A 16,848-nucleotide genomic window follows, 5' to 3' on the forward strand; every position below is an offset into this window, starting at 1 on the left:
AGCGTCTCACATAAAGACAACCCCATAGTTAATCAAGAACTCAATGAAGTATTCACCTTGGAGAACAAAGAGCGCAAATCTTTGCAAGGTTATGAACATTTTATTACTTTTGTAAACCGATGGGAAAAGAAATACCCCGTGTTACGCAAATATAAAGCCGAGCGTAATATTGCTTATTTCACCTATATGGACTTCCCTGTAGAAGTACAGAGATGCATTTATACGACGAATTGGATTGAGCGGCTCAACAGAAAGTATAAAAGAACCATCAAGATGAGAGCTGCAATGCCGTCAAGTCAATCGGTTTTATTTCTATTGGCATCTGTTGCAATGGAAGAAACACAGACGACATATCGAAGGAAAGTCTATCAATGGAGATGCTGGAAAAAGAGTGAATAATTTTGAACAAAATGGAAGATATGGGAAATTATGGTTACACACTTTTTAGGACAATACCATAAAACGCGAAATTATCGCAATCTACTGCGAGCGATTGAGATGCCTGAGAATTTTGAATAAGAAGGGCTCAAAAAAAAGGTGTGACTCGCTGACCGAGCCACACCCCTTATGCGAATTGCGCACAGCATGTGCATTCATTTATAGCATTGCAATAGAAGCACTGTCTATCCACCCGTAGACCACGCTGCACACACCAAAGAGCAACAGCCCCGTGGTGCAGATGGCCAGCGCCAACTTAGTGCTCTTAGCACTCGTAAAGGTGGGCAAAGGTTGGTCGTTGTGCTTGATGTACATGGCCTTCACAATCAGCAAATAGTAGTAAAGGCTCACCACGGTGTTGACCAAAGCGATGAACACCACAAGATAGGCCAACTGACCACTCAGATTTCCGATGGTTGCTCCTTTCACGGCCGCCATGAACACAAAGAATTTGCTAAACATACCGGCAAATGGGGGGATGCCACCCAAAGAGAACAGGGCCAACGTCATGAGGAAGGCCAGGCGCGGATTAGTTTTATACAATCCGTTATAGCTTTCCATGTCAACAACGCCGTTGTTGTGTTCTTCAATACTGCTAATCACGGTGAACACCGCCATATTGGCAACCACATAAATCAACACATAGAAGCTGAGCGAGGTGAAGCTCATGGCATTATTACCCACAATGGCCAACACAATGTAGCCGGCTTGCGAGATAGAACTGAAGGCCATGAAACGTTTCAAATCGCGCTGACGGATGGCGAAAAGGTTGGCAATGGTAATGGACAGCACAATGACAATAAACAACAGATATTGCCAATATTCAACCACGGGCGCAAACACTTTCATCAAGATGGTACACAATGCAAAGGCTGCTGCGCCCTTACTCACCACTGAGAGATAGCCCGTGACCGTGGTGGGCGCACCCTGATAGGTGTCGGCCGTCCAGAAATGGAACGGCACCAACGAGAGCTTAAAGCCCAGACCGCTGAAGAAAAACACCATGCCCACAATGGTTAAGGGGCTGGTGGTGATTTTCACTGCCATATCGTCGAAATAGAGAGTGCCTACTGCTGCATAGAGCAACGAAATGCCATAGAGCATTACGCCGCTCGAGAAAGTGGCTGTGAGGATGAACTTAGCTGCAGCCTCTGCCGAATTGTGGCGATATTTGTCTAAACCAACTAAGCAGGCCATGGGCACGGATGCCATTTCCAAACCTAAGAAGAACAATAAAAAGTGGTTGGCGCTAATCATCATGTTCATACCCAAAAGGGTTGAAATAATGAGCAGATAGAACTCACCTTCCTTGAATTGCGTGTCGGGACGGCGCATCCACTCGCGACTCTGAATAAGCACAATGAAAGCACCCAACGCCAAAATGGTTTTCATCACGCCAATAGCGGCGTTGGTGCAATACATCCCGCCAAAGGCTGTTGCTGTCGCTGTGGGGAAAATGTTCACCACAATGTGCACGCCCATCAACAGACACACCAATGGATTAAACCATTTGCGGGGCGACGCGCTGCTCGTTTGTCCCGCAGCAGGAAGCGCCACACGAGGTGCTGTGAGGAAATCGGCAATGAAAACGATAACCAAAAGTGCCATCAAAGTCACCTCGGGTATCATATTTAAAAACTGACTATAATTGATATTCATCTTGAATGTTTCTTTATCGATTCAACTGATATTACAAAGCGGCAACCGAACCATTAAGAATGTGGTGGATAATGGGACCTACTGCACTGCTAATGATATCGTTCGCCCACAAGGGGAACATGCCTAAACCTGCAACACAGAAAATCAAGCCGCCAATGGCGAAACGCTCGTCCCAAGTAGCATCGTGAAGCTCATAAAATTTGGGATTAGCAACCTTCTGAAACAGAATCTTACCCACAACACGCAAAATATAAACGGCGGTCACAACAATCGAGGTGCAAGCAATGATGGTGCACACGCGATGGAAGGTATCGCCATTCTGGAATGCTCCTACAAAAATGGTCATCTCGGCTACGAAACCCGAGAAACCTGGTAAACCAAGGTTGGCTAAACCCGCAACAACATAGGAAACAGAAAGGAATGGAATAACTTTCATCAAACCTCCCAAATAGCGCACATCACGCGTACCTGCACGGTGATAAATCATACCGATGCAAGCGAAGAAAAGCGCCGTCATCAATCCATGTGATAACATCTGCAACACAGCACCCGTGATGGCTGTTTGCGTCATCATGCACAATGCAAAGAGCACCATGCCGCAGTGCGACACTGATGAATAAGCATTGATATACTTCAAATCGGTTTGCACGCAAGCTGAAAGAGCACCATAAATAACAGAGCAGGTAGTCAGTATCAAGAATATCCAAGAAAGCTGTTGAGCAGCCTCAGGCAACAGATACATCGCTATGCGGAAACAACCATAACCACCTAATTTCATCAATACACCTGCATGAAGCATCGAAACGGCTGTTGGCGCCGAGGCATGACCATCGGGAGACCATGTGTGGAAAGGAAACAAGGCGCCAAGCACACCAAATCCAATAAAAATCAAGGGGAAGAACACCTTTTGCACGGCAACGGGAATGTTGTGCATAGCCGCAATCTCGTTGATATCCATCGTGGTGGCTCCGCTGAAATAATAAATACCCAAAATACCTATAATCAACAAAGCACTACCACCCATCAGCATTAAGGTGAGCTTCATTGCCGCATATTCCTTAGGACCTGTACCCCAAACACCTATCAACAGATACATGGGGATGAGCGCAACCTCATAAAACATGAACATTGTAAATAGGTCGGTTGAAATGAAGAAGCCAAACACACCGATGCTTAGCAATACAAACCATAAGAAATATTCTTTCTTCATGGGTTCCAACTGCCACGAAGCAAAGGTGCCTGTGAAGACAATAACGGCTGACAACAATATCATTACAACCGAAATACCATCTACACCAATACTATAAGCTATATGCAAAGGTGCAAACCAAGGCACACTATAGGTGAAAAGCATGAGATCGGTATTCCCTGCATGGCGCAACTGGATAAAAGATATCGTGAGCCATATCGCTAACCCCAACAGAGCTGAAGCACCTATAACCATTACACCACGCACCTGATTATCGCTTTTGGACAACCATAGACCGATGAGCATCAGGACGGGAATAACAACGAATAATGTTAATATATTCATATCTTTATTTGTCTTTTTTTCTATTCATTATTCACTAACAATAGATGCATAGCAGCACTAAAGCTAACGCTATAGTGCCCGTGAGGAACCACGATGCATAAGCACGGACGTCACCACTTTGCCAAGGACGGATGGTCTCACCTGCCTCTTGTGCGCCCCATGCCATGAAGTTAAATGTGCCATCAATGACATGGCGATCAAACCAAGCTATGGGTTTCGAGAAACAACCAAACACAATCTTATGAGTGATAAACTGCCAAATATTGTCAATGTAGAAGCGATTTAAAGCTGCTTTATGCAACACGGGCATTCGCTTTGCCAACATATCGGGAACGGGGTTGCGCTTAGGAAGATACATCCAAGTGGCTAAACCAATACCAATTGCTGCAGCCAAAAGACTGAACCATGCCACACTTGAGAACTCAAAGTGCTGCAAATGAATCTCCATCGATTGACCTGTTGCTGAAACAAAATGCCCAAAAGGAATCCAACCAGCAAAAATTGAGATGATGGCAAGGAACACTAAAGGCCCCCACATTACAAATGGAACTTCGGCTGGACGCTTGCGATGTTCGGGATCTAATTCATAATAGCTTTGCCCCCAGAATATCACATAATATAAACGGAACATGTAGAATGCTGTCATCCCTGAAACTAAGGTCATAAACCAACCTAAGAAAGGTGAGTATTCAAAGCATGCTGAAACTATTTCGTCTTTTGAGAAAAAACCAGCAAAAGGCCAAACCCCACTAATCGCAATACAGCCAATAAGGAAACAAGCATTCGTAATGGGCATATATTTATGCAAACCACCCATATACTCTTTAAAGTTACTACCTATAATGACGATGATTGCACCAGAGCACAAGAATAAGAGTGCCTTAAACATAGCATGTGTAAACAAGTGGAACATGCTGGCCATATAGCCTAAACCACCTTCATGATTGTCAATCGCATAGCAAACACCCAATGCAACCAGCATATAAGCTATTTGCGAAATGGTTGAGAATGCTAAGCCTCGCTTAATATCGCGCTGACAACAAGCAACGGCGGCTGCATAGAAAGCGGTGAATGCAGCAATATAAGCTACCCAATGTAATTGGTTGGGAGCATATTCAACCCAAATGGGGAACAAGCTGGCCACTTGGTAAACACCAGCAACAACCATTGTTGCGGCATGAATTAAAGCCGAAACAGGAGTTGGACCTTCCATTGCATCGGGCAACCAAATGTGCAAAGGGAACATTGCACTCTTACCAGCACCGCCGATAAACATCAAGAACAATGCTGTTGGCAATACCCATGCATATTGTGAAGCAACACTCGCCAACTTGCCAACCAATTCAGGATTAGCGTTTAAATCATAGTTGAATGTCCCCACATAGAAACTAAAGAATAAGATGCCGATGAGGAAAAATAAGTCGGCAAATCGCGTTACGATAAAAGCCTTCTTTGAAGCGTGGACTGCTGCATGCTTAGGATAATAAAAGCCTATGAGCAGATAAGAGCATACACCAACTAATTCCCAAAACATATACATTTGAAAGATGTTTGTCGCAACAACTAAGCCCAACATGCTCATCGTAAAAAGCGACAAATAAGCGTAGAAACGCTGGAAGCCATGCTCGTATTCTTCAAACTTATATTTAGAATCGCGTTCTGCCATATAGCCAAATGAATAGATATGAACCATAAAACTAACTGTGGTTATAACTATCAACATCATCACGCTAATGGGCGTTAAACGGAAACCTATATTAAAAGTCAGCAACTCGGTAAACCTAAGCCAAGTAAAATTAAAGACTGTGACCGTCGGATATAACCCCGTCGTTGCATCGCGGCCTACAACAAAGAAATATTCATAGGCCGTGTAAACCGACATTGCAAAAAGTACACCCAATACGGTCGTGCCAATAAAGCCTGCAAGGGGTTTCTTCATCTTCATTCCGAGAAGTCCTAACACGAGGAAACTCAAGAAAGGAAGGAGAAGTATTAAAAATGCATAACTATATTCCATCTCTTTAGAATTTCATGTTTTCAATACTATTTACCTGGTCGCTATGGAAGTTCCGATAAACATTAATTATAATGGCTAAGGCAACGGCTGTTTCTGCAGCACTCACCCCAATTGAAAATAATATAAAGAAGAAACCTTCTAACTGACCAGGAAAAAGAATACGATTAAATACGGCAAAGTTCAAATCTATGGCATTTAATATCAGCTCAACAGAAATCAACATTGCAATCAAATTACGTCTTGTAACAAAACCAAATACACCAATAAAAAATAAAAGTGCACTCAGAATGAAATAACATGCTACTGGAATATTCATTTTTTATCCTCCTTTCTTGCTATCATTACACCACCAATAATGCATGCCAATAAGAATACTGAAATAAATTCAAATGGCAATACATATTGATATTTATCACTCCCCAACAGGGCGGTTCCAATTTGCTGCATGGGCAATTCTGTATCGGTGGTAGAAAGCATCGCCGACATTAAGTTGCTTTTCAACAACACTGCCGCCATTACTACAAAACCAACGATACTTAATAGACAGCCTTTTAAGACGCGGCTGCCTTTTATCTGCTCAACAAGACCTTGTAGGGTACGCTTAGAAACTAATTGGATAGCAAAAATATAAACCATTGTCACACCACCTGCGTAGATAGAAATTTGCACAGCACCCAAGAATGTATAATCCAAAAGGAAGTAAATACCTGCGATGCCAAACAAAACAAACAAAAGGAATGTGGCTGAACGCATAATACGCTTTGTCAGCACACTCATGATGGCCGAACCAAGAATGACTACAGCCAAAATACAAAATACAATTAAATTCGCCATAATCTTTATTACTTGGTTTTTGTATTAAACTTACCAATCTCAATGGGGGATCCACCCTCTATAAGATTAGGTAGACTTCCGCCCTCATAAATCTCTTTATCCAAATGAAGACGCAACATATCTTTATCAAATACAGAGTTCTCAAAATCGTTAGTAAACTCTATCGCGTCAAAATTGCAAGAGTTAACACATAATTGGCAAAACATACAATCGCCCAAATCGTATTGATAATCATCAAGAACCTTTTTCTTGCGTCCCGTCTCAGGATTTTCTTCCATGTGCGCAAGGATCTTAATCGTGTCATTCGGACAAGCCTTCTCACACATCGTGCAAGCCGTGCACTTATAAGTTTTATCATCGTTGCGCTTGAAAACAAGACGTCCGCGATGGCGCTTTGCAACATGGAGCGTTGTCTTTCTATTCTCGGGATACTGCTCTGTCGTCTTGGGCGTAAAGTATTCCTTCAAGGTTACCTTCAACCCTATGCCCAATGTCTTGAGCGCAGAAGCCACTTCTCCAAAATATGATTTTTTATTTTCCATTATAAAAAAATCGTTTATTATTTTCAAACAAGAATTAAACTAAAGCAATCCACACCGTCGTCAGTGCTAAAACAACCAACATGAACGGCATAATATACTTCCATTCTAAGGTAAGAATCTGATCAATACGCAAACGTGGAAAAGTCCAACGTATCCACATCAAAATCCAAACGATGGCAAAAGTCTTACCCATAAACCAAATAATTCCTGGGATATAGTCCATCGCAGCATTAAAACCATCCAAGCCTACGACATGTAGCGGCATCCAGCCACCTAAGAACACCGTTGCAGCAATTCCTGAGATGACAAAGAGATTTAAATACTCTGCTAAATAATAAAAACCAAATCCCATACCTGAATATTCGGTATGATAACCTGCGGTCAATTCGCTTTCAGCTTCGGCCAAGTCGAAAGGACCACGATTGGCCTCTGCATTTCCAGCAATCAAGAACACCAGGAAAGCTATCCAAGTAAAAGGCGATTGAAAAATGAGCCATGCACTACCTTGTGCACCAACGATTCCACTTATCTGCATGGTTCCGGTCAAAAGCACAGCGCTGATAATGCAAAGTCCCAACGATATTTCGTAAGAAATCATTTGCACAGCACCACGCATGGCACTCACAACGGAATACTTATTATTACTGCCCCAACCTGCTAAGAAGATGCCCAAGACACCAATACTTGAGATAGCGGTCAGCAAGAATATACCCACATTGAAGTCTAACACCTGTGCGCCATTATTCCAAGGCAAGAAAGAGAAGGTGCCAACAGAAGCAACAATGACCAACACCGGTGCAAGATAATAAAGAAACTTATCGGCTTTGTCTACCACAAAGATTTCTTTAATCAACATCTTCAACACATCGGCAAACACCTGGAATATACCCCAAGGACCAACACGCATCGGACCTAAACGACACTGAAAATAAGCACAAACCTTACGTTCCATGAAGATAAGTACAATGGCAATCAAAGCATAGGCGGTCAAAATAGCAACGCCTACGAGCACACACTCGATTAATATCGATAAAAAGTCGCCTAAACCTAATGTTTGGCGCAACAAGCTATCAATCCAAGTTGTTACTATACTAAAATCAAACATAATTATCTATCAATATCAGGAATAACAAAATCGATTGCTGCACCTGTCGCAACAAGATCGGCCAACTTCTGTCCCTTCAACATTTTGTCGAAAGCCCCAGTTAAGGTCAATCCCATAGGACGCATTTTCAATCGATAAGGACTCTTATCACCTTTCGAATCTAAATAAACACCAAACTCACCGGCACCGCCTTCTACAGAGAAGTACCACTGTCCCTCGGGCAGTTTGATAATGGGTTTCTGTTTAATGTAATATTCGCCTTCAGGAATATTATCGATGAGCTGCTCTATAATATCCAAGCTCTGATAAAGCTCTTGTATGTGAACCATATAACGCGCATAAGAATCGGCTCCATCCAAAGTAACTACATTGAAGTTGACCTTATCATACATCGCATAAGGGTGATTCTTGCGCACATCATTTTTCCATCCGGCAGCACGACCTGCAGGACCTGTCACTGCATAGTTAATACAATCTTCCAAGCCCATTGGGCCGACGCCGATTAAACGTTGCTGCGTGATGACATTATCGCCAAATACATCTAAATATTCTTGAACTTTCGGACGAAGGTATTTGCAGAGCGCTTTCACATTCTGAACGAAATTAGGATCGATATCATCCTGCAAACCGCCAATGCGATAATAATTCTGAATTAAACGGCCGCCAGTGGTTTCCTCCATCACGTTGAGCACCTGCTCACGGTCGCGCATACAATAAAGGAAAGCTGTCAAGGCGCTCAAATCCTGTGCACAGGTGCCCAAGAAAAGCAAGTGATTGTCAATACGCTGCAACTCGTCCATAATCGTGCGGATATATTGAATACGCCCGGAGAGTTCCACGCCTAAAGCCTCTTCCATCACACCCACCATGGCATGGCGATGCATCATGGCAGAAAGATAATTCAAACGGTCGGCAAAAGCCAACGTTTGCGGATAGGTCATGCTTTCGCACATCTTCTCCATACCGCGATGAATATAACCCAAATGCGGATAAACATGCTTCACCACCTCACCATTCAAAACGGTTTGCAAACGAAGCACACCGTGCATGCTGGGGTGGTTGGGGCCTAAGTTCACGACAAAAGCGTCGTCATCAAACAAACGATATTGTGTCGCAACCAAATTACCGTTTTTATCTAAGTTCCACTCGGTCGTAAAATCAGTCTCAGGTTCATCCGTCGTGGGGAAAGGATTGGCTTCAGGACTTGCATCGAAACTCTTACGCAAAGGGTAACCCTTGAAATCGTTGCGCATGAAAAGGCGACGCATATCGGGATGACCCAAGAACTTGATGCCCAAGAAATCGAACACCTCACGTTCTAACAGATTGGCTGCATTCCACAAACGCAAAACGGAGGGAATGACATAATCCTCGCCAACTTGCTTTGCAATCGTTTTCACCGAACAGCGCTCGTGGTTCTCGGTATTCTCAAGAATATAAATACAACCCAAGCCCTCTTCGCCAAAATCTTCGCCAATAATGGTAACAAGATAATCGAAATGCTTCTCGCCTTTCAGCTTCGCCATTTCCTCGACAAAGCTATCAAATTGGAGTTCTATATTTTCTAATTTCATCTTCTCACACGTTATTCTTCTGTTAAACCTTTCTGCGGATCGAAATCAGCAGGGACATCGGTCACAATAATCGGAGCCCGTTTGCCCAACTTCTCGGTTGCGGCAAGCGTCTCGTTGCTCAATCCGTGCAAACCGCCTTTTGCCAAAGACTCGGCTCTCTCATCGGAGGTCATTTTGTGGTTAGCGCCACCAAAGAATTTTTCGACCTTCACTTTGCGCTGCAACTGCATCATGCCATACAAAATGGCTTCGGGACGTGGTGGACAACCGGGAATATACACGTCGACGGGCACCAATTCATCGATACCGCGCACCACGTTATAGCTCTTCTTAAACGGACCTCCGCTGATGGTGCAACCACCCACAGCCACAACATATTTGGGCTCGGCAATCTCGTCATAAAGACGCTTAAACACCGGCGCCATCTTGTTGGTAATGGTTCCGGCACACATGATTAAGTCGGCCTGACGAGGCGAATTTCGCGTTACCTCAAAACCGAAGCGCGAGAAATCGTAGCGCGAACAACCCACGGCCATAAACTCAATTCCGCAGCACGACGTACCAAAAGTGAGCGACCACAGCGAGTTGCTGCGCCCCCAGTTAATCGCCTGGTCGAGCGAACCCACAATCACATTCGCGCCGCCCTCATTAAGCTCCTTCGTTATCTTCTCTAAATTTTCGTTATCCTTAAACTCCTGATAAGGAATGCTCTTGATGTGCGGTTTTCTTACTTCCATTCCAAAGCTCCTTTCCGCCAAGCATAAGCAAGGCCCAAAACTAACACAACCAAGAAGAAACCGATGCTAACCAAAGCAAAATGGCCTAATTCTTTCGCAACAACGGCCCATGGATAAAGAAAAACCGTCTCGATGTCGAACACCAGAAAAAGGATGGCAAAAAGATAGTAGCCCACATGCATCGGAAGCCAAGAGCTGCCACGCGTGGGAATACCACATTCAAAAGGCTCACCCTTTACCGGATTATAAGACCGAGGACCGATTAACTTCGCAATGACATAGGCTGCCACTACCAAGACCACAGCCGTTATTAAAACGGTAATGAATAAAGTGAAATTCATAAATTTTATAACGTTATTAATAATTCGCCTCACAAGGTAGATAGCTAATCTACCTCAAATCGCTGCAAAGGTAACAATAATATTATAACTATAACGCGATTTAAATAAAAAAATGCAAGGTGGAGTTTACAAAAGACGATTACCCAAATGCTTCCACGCCACTCCATCCTGCTTTCACACGCCCCCCACTCCACATCATGCCATCGGCTGCCACTTTTCACTTCGCCAACAATTCCGACACCATCAATATTCCCCAGAAAGGCCTTATCGGAAAATGCGTCACGTTTGCGGAACTTCCGCAAATATTGCACAAAATTGCTTTTTGCTTGCGGAACTTCCGCAAGGATTACACAAAACTGCATCTTGCTTGCGGGTGAACCGCAAATATTAAACAAAAACGCTTCTTACTTGCGGAACTTCCGCAAGGATTACACAAAACTGCATAGCGTTTGCGGAAGTTCCGCAAACATTGCACAAAAATACTTCTTGCTTGCGGGAAAACCGCAAATATTACACAAAAACGTCTTTTACTTGCGGAACTTCCGCAAATATGATACAAAAATACATCTTGCTTGCGGAACTTCCGCAAATGGCATGCAATTTAAGAATACACCTTATTATATTATAGCACCTTTCACACGATAGGCGACGGCAAGCTATCGTAGAAAAGCGACGTCGGCACAAAAAAGAAACAAGGAGCATCTCAAAACGAGATACCCCTTGCCCACAAATGAAAAAAAATGTCTTATGCTTCTGCTGTTGCTTCGGTAGCGGGCGCTTCAGCAGCCGGTGCTTCTTCAGTTGCCTTAGCAGCAGCTTCGGTTGCTTCTGCTGTTGTTTCTGTTGCCTCGGCAGCAGCTTCATTCGCCTCTGCAGTTGCTTCAGCCTGTGCAGCTTCGGCAGCAGCCTTTTTCTCAGCCACCTTCTTTGCAATAGCTTCGTTCATTTTCTTCTCAGCTTCGAGCTCAGCTTTCACAGCTGCAGCCTTAGCCTTAGCTTCTCCTTCGCGAATAGCCTCGAAACCTTTCAGCTTGTTTTCTTTCCAAGCGTCGAATTTCTGTTGAAGAGTGGCCTCGTCAAAAGCGCCTTTCTTCACGCCACCACGAAGGTGCTTCATCATGTAAACGCCTTCTCGCTTGAGAATGTTACGAACGGTGTCAGTAGGCTGTGCACCGGTTTCTACCCAATAAAGAGCGCGTTCGAAATTCAAATCTACGGTAGCAGGATTGGTGTTAGGATTGAACGTACCAATCTTCTCAGTAAATTTACCATCACGTGGAGCTCTAACGTCGGCGATAACAATGCTATAAAAAGCATAGTGCTTTCTACCGCCACGTTGCAATCTGATTCTTGTTGCCATTTGTTTTTATTGATTTAATTTGAATTGAATGCTGCCATCACGTGGCAGCGCGTGCAAAGTTAATTAAAATATCATCGAAAGCTGCAACCGCAAGGGTTACAGCTTTGTTATTTTTAATCTTTTAACAGAATGTATCTGTGCATAGAAAGCGTTTTAGCGCTCGTCTTCGCGCACATTGTCGTTGTTCTCGGTCAACTTCTCAACGTCGGGAAGATGGAACTCATAGTTGCGATTGAACACCTCTTTCACCTTATTGATTTCTAAGAACGTGGTGCCACTGTCTTCGCTCAGATTTCCGCTGAGATAGGCAATCTTGTCTTCGTCTTGAATGTAGCCTTTTTGACGCAGCATGCGCAACGCTGCCAAGAACATGTATTGCGCACTCACTTGCGCACGCTGATAGATGGGGATGACGCCATAGCTGAGGTTGAGCCAGCGCTGCGTTTTTTCTTTATAGCAAATGGCCAGCACGGGAACGGGACCGCGGAATGCGGCCAAATTGCGCGCCGTTTGTCCGGTTGCGCTGTCGGTGATAATGCCGGCTACGCCTAATTTGCGTGTGGCATCAATGGCTGTGTGCGAAAGGAATGTTCGCAGGTCGTGCTCGTCGGCCTCCCACGGTGCTTCTATTTCGTGTATTCTCGATTTGTCTTTTTCGGCTTGTTCGGCAATACGAGCCATGGTTTGCACCGCCTCGACGGGATATTTTCCGCTGGCCGTTTCGCCGCTCAGCATCAACGCATCGGTGCGATAATAAATGGCATTGGCAATGTCGGTTACTTCGGCACGCGTCGGCCGCGGATTGTTGATCATCGTGTGCAACATCTGCGTTGCCACAATCACCGGACGACGCATCTCAACACACTTGCGAATGATGTTGCGCTGAATGCCCGGAATACGCTCAATGGGCACTTCGATGCCCAAATCGCCGCGCGCAATCATGATGCCGTAGGAGGCTTCGATGATTTCGTCGATGTTGTCGACACCCTCCTGGTTTTCAATCTTGGAAATGATTTTGATGTCGCTATGATGCTCATCCAAGATCTTTTGCACGGCTTTCACGTCGTCGGCATTGCGCACGAAAGAATGGGCAATGAAATCAATGTCCAGCTCGATAGCCAGCAAGATGTTTTTTTTATCCTTTTCGGTGAGCGCAGGCAAATCGATGTGCTCGCCCGGGATGTTCACACTTTTATGCGAGCCCAGCACGCCGTCGTTCTGCACCTGTGCCACCACCATGGGGCCGTCGCATTCGATGACCTTCATGTCAAGCTCGCCATCGTCGAAGAGCATATCATCGCCCACTTTCACATCTTTGGCAATATCGCGATAAGAAACGTTGATGATGTCGTGCGAAGAGTCCATCTCGGGGCGACCAAAGATTTTAACGATGTCGCCAGCTTTGTAGCTCAAGGGTTCATCGACACCAGTTGTGCGCACTTCGGGACCTTTCGTATCAATCATAATCCCAATATGCGGCGACACAGCACGCACATTCTTCACAATGGTTCGAATGCCATCCTGCGTAGCGTGCGCCGTGTTCATGCGCACCACATTCATGCCCGTAAAAAATAATTTTCTGATGAAATCCTGATCACATCTGCGGTCGCTAATCGAAGCTACAATTTTTGTTTGTTTCATATCGCTGTTAAAATTTGCCTACAAAGTTAGCGCAATTCTACCATACAACAAAGCTTTTGCTTGTTTTTTAAACGGTTGGAAAACAGAGATGCCCTAAGCGCCATGCAAATAATACAAAGCGATTAAAATGGCGGCTATAGCCAATGCCACAATCACTTTAAAGACGCAACCGGTGATTTTTTTAATCACGAAAATGCCCACGACGAGGGCAATGAGAATGAAAATATAATACAAGAAATTATCCATACTTTATTTGTTGTTTTTATTTAAATATTGTTCTGAATGCGGGTGGAATGGTCGTAGCAAACTCCATTTGGCGATGCGTGACGGGATGATAGAAACATAGGATGTAGGCATGCAGGCAGAGCCGGCCGATGATGTCGTCGCCATTGCCATATTTCACATCGCCGCAAACGGGATGCCCCATGTCGGCCGAATGCACGCGAATTTGGTTCTTGCGCCCTGTCTCCAAACGATATTCTACCAAAGAATAGCGTGGCGACCGTGCTAAAACGTGGAAATGCGTAACGGCATATTTTCCGCCATTATCCACGGGAGATGAGTAGGTGAAATAGGCTTTATTGTCCTTCAACCAATTAGCGATTACACCATCCGTCTCGCGCATTTCGCCCGACACGACGGCCACATAGCGCCGGTCGTAGACAATGTTGTGCCAATCCTCTTCCAGCAGCAGCTCGGTGCGTTTGTCTTTGGCGTAGACCATCAACCCACTGGTGTCGCGATCGAGTCTGTGCACCACATGCGCCGTGCATTTCTGGCGCGTCTGCTTGAAATAGTCATCCAGAATGGCTTTCACATTGAGCGACGAATGTCCGGCAGCCATCGACAGCACTCCCACATTCTTTTCGATCACCACGAGATACTGATCTTCGTAGACAATCTTCACATAGCGATTTTTAAAGATGCTGTTGTTCTGTTTGGTGCGGCTCACGGTCACTTTCTGCCCGGCTTTCAACGGATAGTCAAACTGCGTCACCACTTTTCCATCCACGCGGATGCCGCGCCCTTGCAACGTGGCTTTCACCTTCGAGCGGCTCAGATGATGCACGTGCTGCAACAGCCAATCCAACAAGGGAGCAGGCTGCTCCACACGGAAATGGTCGTAATCGCCCGGCCGCTGATAAAGGTTCTGCATCACAAACTAATTTTTTTCTTCACGGCCTTGCTTTCGTTGCTCATGCGATCGACCGCCGTCACAACGTAAACCCACTTATGCCGGCCGTCTTCGTAGGGCAATTTATAGTAGCAATCGGTGGTGATGGCGGCAATTTTCGAAGCATCATCCAACGCCACCTTCTCGCCCTTTTCAAAGCGATAAACCACATAGCGCACGGCCTCATCGCCCCATTTCTTGGCCTTGGGCGCCTGCCAAAACAGCACATAACCATCGTTGGTCCACACGGGCTTCACCCGCTTGGGTTTCTTGGGCGCTTTGTCGTCGAGGAAAGGCATGCGCGGCTGCAATGCAGGATATTTCCAATAGTTTTCGCGCATGAGCGTGGCATAATTGCCCACGTTGTCGCAGAAATTCTTTGCATACCACAACACCGTGCCGCAAACATTGCGCATTTGTCCTTGCAACTTGCGTTTCAACGGCAACTGATGGCTGTTAGGATTTTGCGGATCGGCATTGCGCACGGTGTTGTCCACACTTTCGCCGATATACAAAGGCCGATGGCCCGCATTGCGGTTCCACCACGTAATGAGCTCTTTGTAATCGGCCACAGGATGACCCACCTGCCAATACAACTGCGGCACGCAATAGTCCACCCAGCCATTGTTCACCCACAACAGCACGTCGGCATAGAGGTCGTCATAGTTTTGCAGGCCCTTCGTGGCACTGCCGCCGGCCCAACTCGTCTGGTTGCGATAGATGCCAAAGGGCGAAACGCCGAATTTCACCCACGGCTTCACGGCATGAATGCTGTCAGCGAGCTCCTTGATAAACAAATTCACGTTGTAGCGCCGCCAATCGCCGCGATCTTTAATGCCGTTGCCATAGGCCGCATACGCATTGTCGTCGGGAATGGCGAGCCCTGCCACAGGATAGGGATAGAAATAATCATCGATATGAAAACCATCCACATCATAGCGCCGCACAATGTCGGCCGCCACTTTGCAAATATACGTGCGGTTGGCGGGCAGTCCGGGGTTCATGATGAGCTGCTCGCCATAGGCAAACATGCCGCCGGGGTTTTTGATGGCCACGTGATTGGCCGCCAGTTCCTGCGTGCCCTTGGTTTTGGCGCGGAACGGATTAATCCACGCGTGCAACTCCATGCCGCGCCGATGGCATTCGGTCACCATCCATTGCAAAGGGTCCCAAAACGGATTGGGAGCCACGCCCTGTTGCCCGGTCAAATAGCGGCTCCATGGCTCGAGCGGGCTGTCATAGAGCGCATCGCACTCGGCCCGCACCTGAAAGATGATGGCATTCACGCCATCGCGCTGCAACTCATTCAACTGCTGCGTGAGCTGGCGTTGCATCTCGTCGCGGCCAAGCCCTTTAAACTGTCCGTTGACACACTGAATCCACGCGCCGCGGAACTCACGTTTTTGTTGTGCGCCGAGCGTCAGCACCTGCAGCAACAAGCAAAATAGGAGGAATAATTTTGTTCGATTCATATCGGTTTGATTTTTTCAGCCGCAAAAATAATAAAAAAATGTAGGATTTCGCAGTCCAAACGCCAAGAAAGCCATTTTCTTAGCATATTCAGCCGAAAACCCACGCCGGAAATGCGCATTTCGAGATGTGTTTTCCGTTTTTGTCCGTCGGCAGAGCCTCTTCCGGCAACCATTTCTCGTTTTAGTCCGTCGGCGGAGCCTCTTCCGGCGACCTTTTCTTGTTTTAGTCCATCGGCGGAGCCTCTTCCGGCAACCTTTTCTTGTTTTAGTCCATCGGCGGAGCCTCTTCCGGCGACCTTTTCTTGTTTTAGTCCATCGGCGGAGCCTCTTCCGGCAACCTTTTCTTGTTTTAGTCCGTCGGCGGAGCCTCTTCCGGCGACCTTTTTCGTTTTAGTCCGTCGGCAGAGCCTCTTCCGGCGA

Annotated in this window: 17 protein-coding genes; 1 reads left to right on the top strand and 16 read right to left on the bottom strand. The window is 45.8% G+C overall.

Features of this window, described 5'->3' with window-relative positions; genetic code table 11:
* On the top strand, positions 1–399 hold a 399-nt coding region (locus HMPREF9431_RS03265), incomplete at its 5' end, for an IS256 family transposase (protein WP_004379678.1).
* A gap of 198 nt (positions 400–597) precedes the next feature.
* Here the strand turns inward: HMPREF9431_RS03265 and HMPREF9431_RS03270 are convergent.
* The 16 genes from HMPREF9431_RS03270 to HMPREF9431_RS03350 all read right to left on the bottom strand — a co-directional run.
* Positions 598–2,097 (bottom strand): NADH-quinone oxidoreductase subunit N, encoded by a 1,500-nt coding sequence (locus tag HMPREF9431_RS03270; RefSeq protein ID WP_004379679.1) that lies wholly within the window; start codon positions 2,095–2,097, stop codon positions 598–600.
* Between the two features lie 31 nt (positions 2,098–2,128).
* Positions 2,129–3,631 carry a complex I subunit 4 family protein gene (locus HMPREF9431_RS03275; protein WP_004379680.1) on the bottom strand — a complete coding sequence of 501 codons (1,503 nt, stop codon included), beginning with the start codon at positions 3,629–3,631 and terminating at the stop codon, positions 2,129–2,131.
* A 34-nt stretch (positions 3,632–3,665) separates the two neighbouring features.
* Positions 3,666–5,648 carry an NADH-quinone oxidoreductase subunit L gene (gene nuoL, locus HMPREF9431_RS03280; RefSeq protein ID WP_004379681.1) on the bottom strand — a complete coding sequence of 661 codons (1,983 nt, stop codon included), beginning with the start codon at positions 5,646–5,648 and terminating at the stop codon, positions 3,666–3,668.
* A gap of 4 nt (positions 5,649–5,652) precedes the next feature.
* Complete coding sequence (gene nuoK / locus HMPREF9431_RS03285; protein WP_004379682.1) at positions 5,653–5,964, bottom strand: NADH-quinone oxidoreductase subunit NuoK; 312 nt, start codon at positions 5,962–5,964, stop codon at positions 5,653–5,655.
* On the bottom strand, positions 5,961–6,482 hold the full coding sequence (locus tag HMPREF9431_RS03290) for an NADH-quinone oxidoreductase subunit J family protein (RefSeq protein WP_004379683.1): 522 nt from the start codon (positions 6,480–6,482) through the stop codon (positions 5,961–5,963). Before HMPREF9431_RS03290 ends, nuoK begins: the two co-directional genes overlap by 4 nt.
* An 8-nt stretch (positions 6,483–6,490) precedes the next feature.
* Positions 6,491–7,024 carry a 4Fe-4S dicluster domain-containing protein gene (locus HMPREF9431_RS03295; RefSeq protein ID WP_004379684.1) on the bottom strand — a complete coding sequence of 178 codons (534 nt, stop codon included), beginning with the start codon at positions 7,022–7,024 and terminating at the stop codon, positions 6,491–6,493.
* A 34-nt stretch (positions 7,025–7,058) separates the two neighbouring features.
* On the bottom strand, positions 7,059–8,129 hold the full coding sequence (gene nuoH, locus HMPREF9431_RS03300; RefSeq protein ID WP_004379685.1) for an NADH-quinone oxidoreductase subunit NuoH: 1,071 nt from the start codon (positions 8,127–8,129) through the stop codon (positions 7,059–7,061).
* A 2-nt stretch (positions 8,130–8,131) separates the two neighbouring features.
* Positions 8,132–9,703: an NADH-quinone oxidoreductase subunit D-related protein gene (locus tag HMPREF9431_RS03305; RefSeq protein ID WP_004379687.1), complete on the bottom strand. Its 1,572-nt coding sequence runs from the start codon at positions 9,701–9,703 to the stop codon at positions 8,132–8,134.
* Positions 9,704–9,714: 11 nt separating this feature from the next.
* On the bottom strand, positions 9,715–10,440 hold the full coding sequence (locus HMPREF9431_RS03310; protein ID WP_004379689.1) for an NADH-quinone oxidoreductase subunit B: 726 nt from the start codon (positions 10,438–10,440) through the stop codon (positions 9,715–9,717).
* Positions 10,431–10,781 (bottom strand): NADH-quinone oxidoreductase subunit A, encoded by a 351-nt coding sequence (locus HMPREF9431_RS03315; RefSeq protein WP_004379691.1) that lies wholly within the window; start codon positions 10,779–10,781, stop codon positions 10,431–10,433. The genes HMPREF9431_RS03310 and HMPREF9431_RS03315 overlap by 10 nt, the downstream gene beginning before the upstream one ends.
* Before the next feature lie 745 nt (positions 10,782–11,526).
* Positions 11,527–12,141 (bottom strand): 30S ribosomal protein S16, encoded by a 615-nt coding sequence (locus HMPREF9431_RS03330; protein ID WP_004379694.1) that lies wholly within the window; start codon positions 12,139–12,141, stop codon positions 11,527–11,529.
* A 153-nt stretch (positions 12,142–12,294) separates the two neighbouring features.
* Positions 12,295–13,782, bottom strand: coding sequence for a pyruvate kinase (pyk, locus tag HMPREF9431_RS03335; protein WP_004379695.1), 1,488 nt, complete (start codon positions 13,780–13,782; stop codon positions 12,295–12,297).
* A 93-nt stretch (positions 13,783–13,875) separates the two neighbouring features.
* A complete protein-coding gene (locus HMPREF9431_RS13155) occupies positions 13,876–14,028 on the bottom strand; it encodes a hypothetical protein (protein ID WP_004379696.1) in 153 nt (50 codons plus the stop codon).
* Positions 14,029–14,044: 16 nt separating this feature from the next.
* Positions 14,045–14,938, bottom strand: a complete 894-nt coding sequence (locus HMPREF9431_RS03340) for an RluA family pseudouridine synthase (protein ID WP_004379697.1) — start codon at positions 14,936–14,938, stop codon at positions 14,045–14,047.
* Complete coding sequence (locus HMPREF9431_RS03345) at positions 14,938–16,428, bottom strand: glycoside hydrolase family 10 protein (RefSeq protein ID WP_004379698.1); 1,491 nt, start codon at positions 16,426–16,428, stop codon at positions 14,938–14,940. The genes HMPREF9431_RS03340 and HMPREF9431_RS03345 overlap by 1 nt, the downstream gene beginning before the upstream one ends.
* Positions 16,425–16,848 (bottom strand): hypothetical protein (locus HMPREF9431_RS03350; RefSeq protein WP_004379699.1); only part of this gene is annotated, 424 nt, incomplete at its 5' end. The genes HMPREF9431_RS03350 and HMPREF9431_RS03345, both read right to left, overlap by 4 nt.

The sequence above is a fragment of the Segatella oulorum F0390 genome (assembly GCF_000224615.1).
GTDB lineage: Bacteria > Bacteroidota > Bacteroidia > Bacteroidales > Bacteroidaceae > Prevotella > Prevotella oulorum.

Coding starts and splice junctions, on each gene's coding strand:
- HMPREF9431_RS03330 (WP_004379694.1), bottom strand. CDS start 12,141: ATGGCAACAAGAATCAGATTGCAACGTGGCGGTAGAAAGCACTATGCT.
- nuoH (WP_004379685.1), bottom strand. CDS start 8,129: ATGTTTGATTTTAGTATAGTAACAACTTGGATTGATAGCTTGTTGCGC.
- HMPREF9431_RS03340 (WP_004379697.1), bottom strand. CDS start 14,938: ATGCAGAACCTTTATCAGCGGCCGGGCGATTACGACCATTTCCGTGTG.
- HMPREF9431_RS03345 (WP_004379698.1), bottom strand. CDS start 16,428: ATGAATCGAACAAAATTATTCCTCCTATTTTGCTTGTTGCTGCAGGTG.
- pyk (WP_004379695.1), bottom strand. CDS start 13,782: ATGAAACAAACAAAAATTGTAGCTTCGATTAGCGACCGCAGATGTGAT.
- HMPREF9431_RS03275 (WP_004379680.1), bottom strand. CDS start 3,631: ATGAATATATTAACATTATTCGTTGTTATTCCCGTCCTGATGCTCATC.
- nuoK (WP_004379682.1), bottom strand. CDS start 5,964: ATGAATATTCCAGTAGCATGTTATTTCATTCTGAGTGCACTTTTATTT.
- HMPREF9431_RS03290 (WP_004379683.1), bottom strand. CDS start 6,482: ATGGCGAATTTAATTGTATTTTGTATTTTGGCTGTAGTCATTCTTGGT.
- HMPREF9431_RS03270 (WP_004379679.1), bottom strand. CDS start 2,097: ATGAATATCAATTATAGTCAGTTTTTAAATATGATACCCGAGGTGACT.
- HMPREF9431_RS03305 (WP_004379687.1), bottom strand. CDS start 9,703: ATGAAATTAGAAAATATAGAACTCCAATTTGATAGCTTTGTCGAGGAA.
- nuoL (WP_004379681.1), bottom strand. CDS start 5,648: ATGGAATATAGTTATGCATTTTTAATACTTCTCCTTCCTTTCTTGAGT.
- HMPREF9431_RS03315 (WP_004379691.1), bottom strand. CDS start 10,781: ATGAATTTCACTTTATTCATTACCGTTTTAATAACGGCTGTGGTCTTG.
- HMPREF9431_RS03295 (WP_004379684.1), bottom strand. CDS start 7,024: ATGGAAAATAAAAAATCATATTTTGGAGAAGTGGCTTCTGCGCTCAAG.
- HMPREF9431_RS13155 (WP_004379696.1), bottom strand. CDS start 14,028: ATGGATAATTTCTTGTATTATATTTTCATTCTCATTGCCCTCGTCGTG.
- HMPREF9431_RS03310 (WP_004379689.1), bottom strand. CDS start 10,440: ATGGAAGTAAGAAAACCGCACATCAAGAGCATTCCTTATCAGGAGTTT.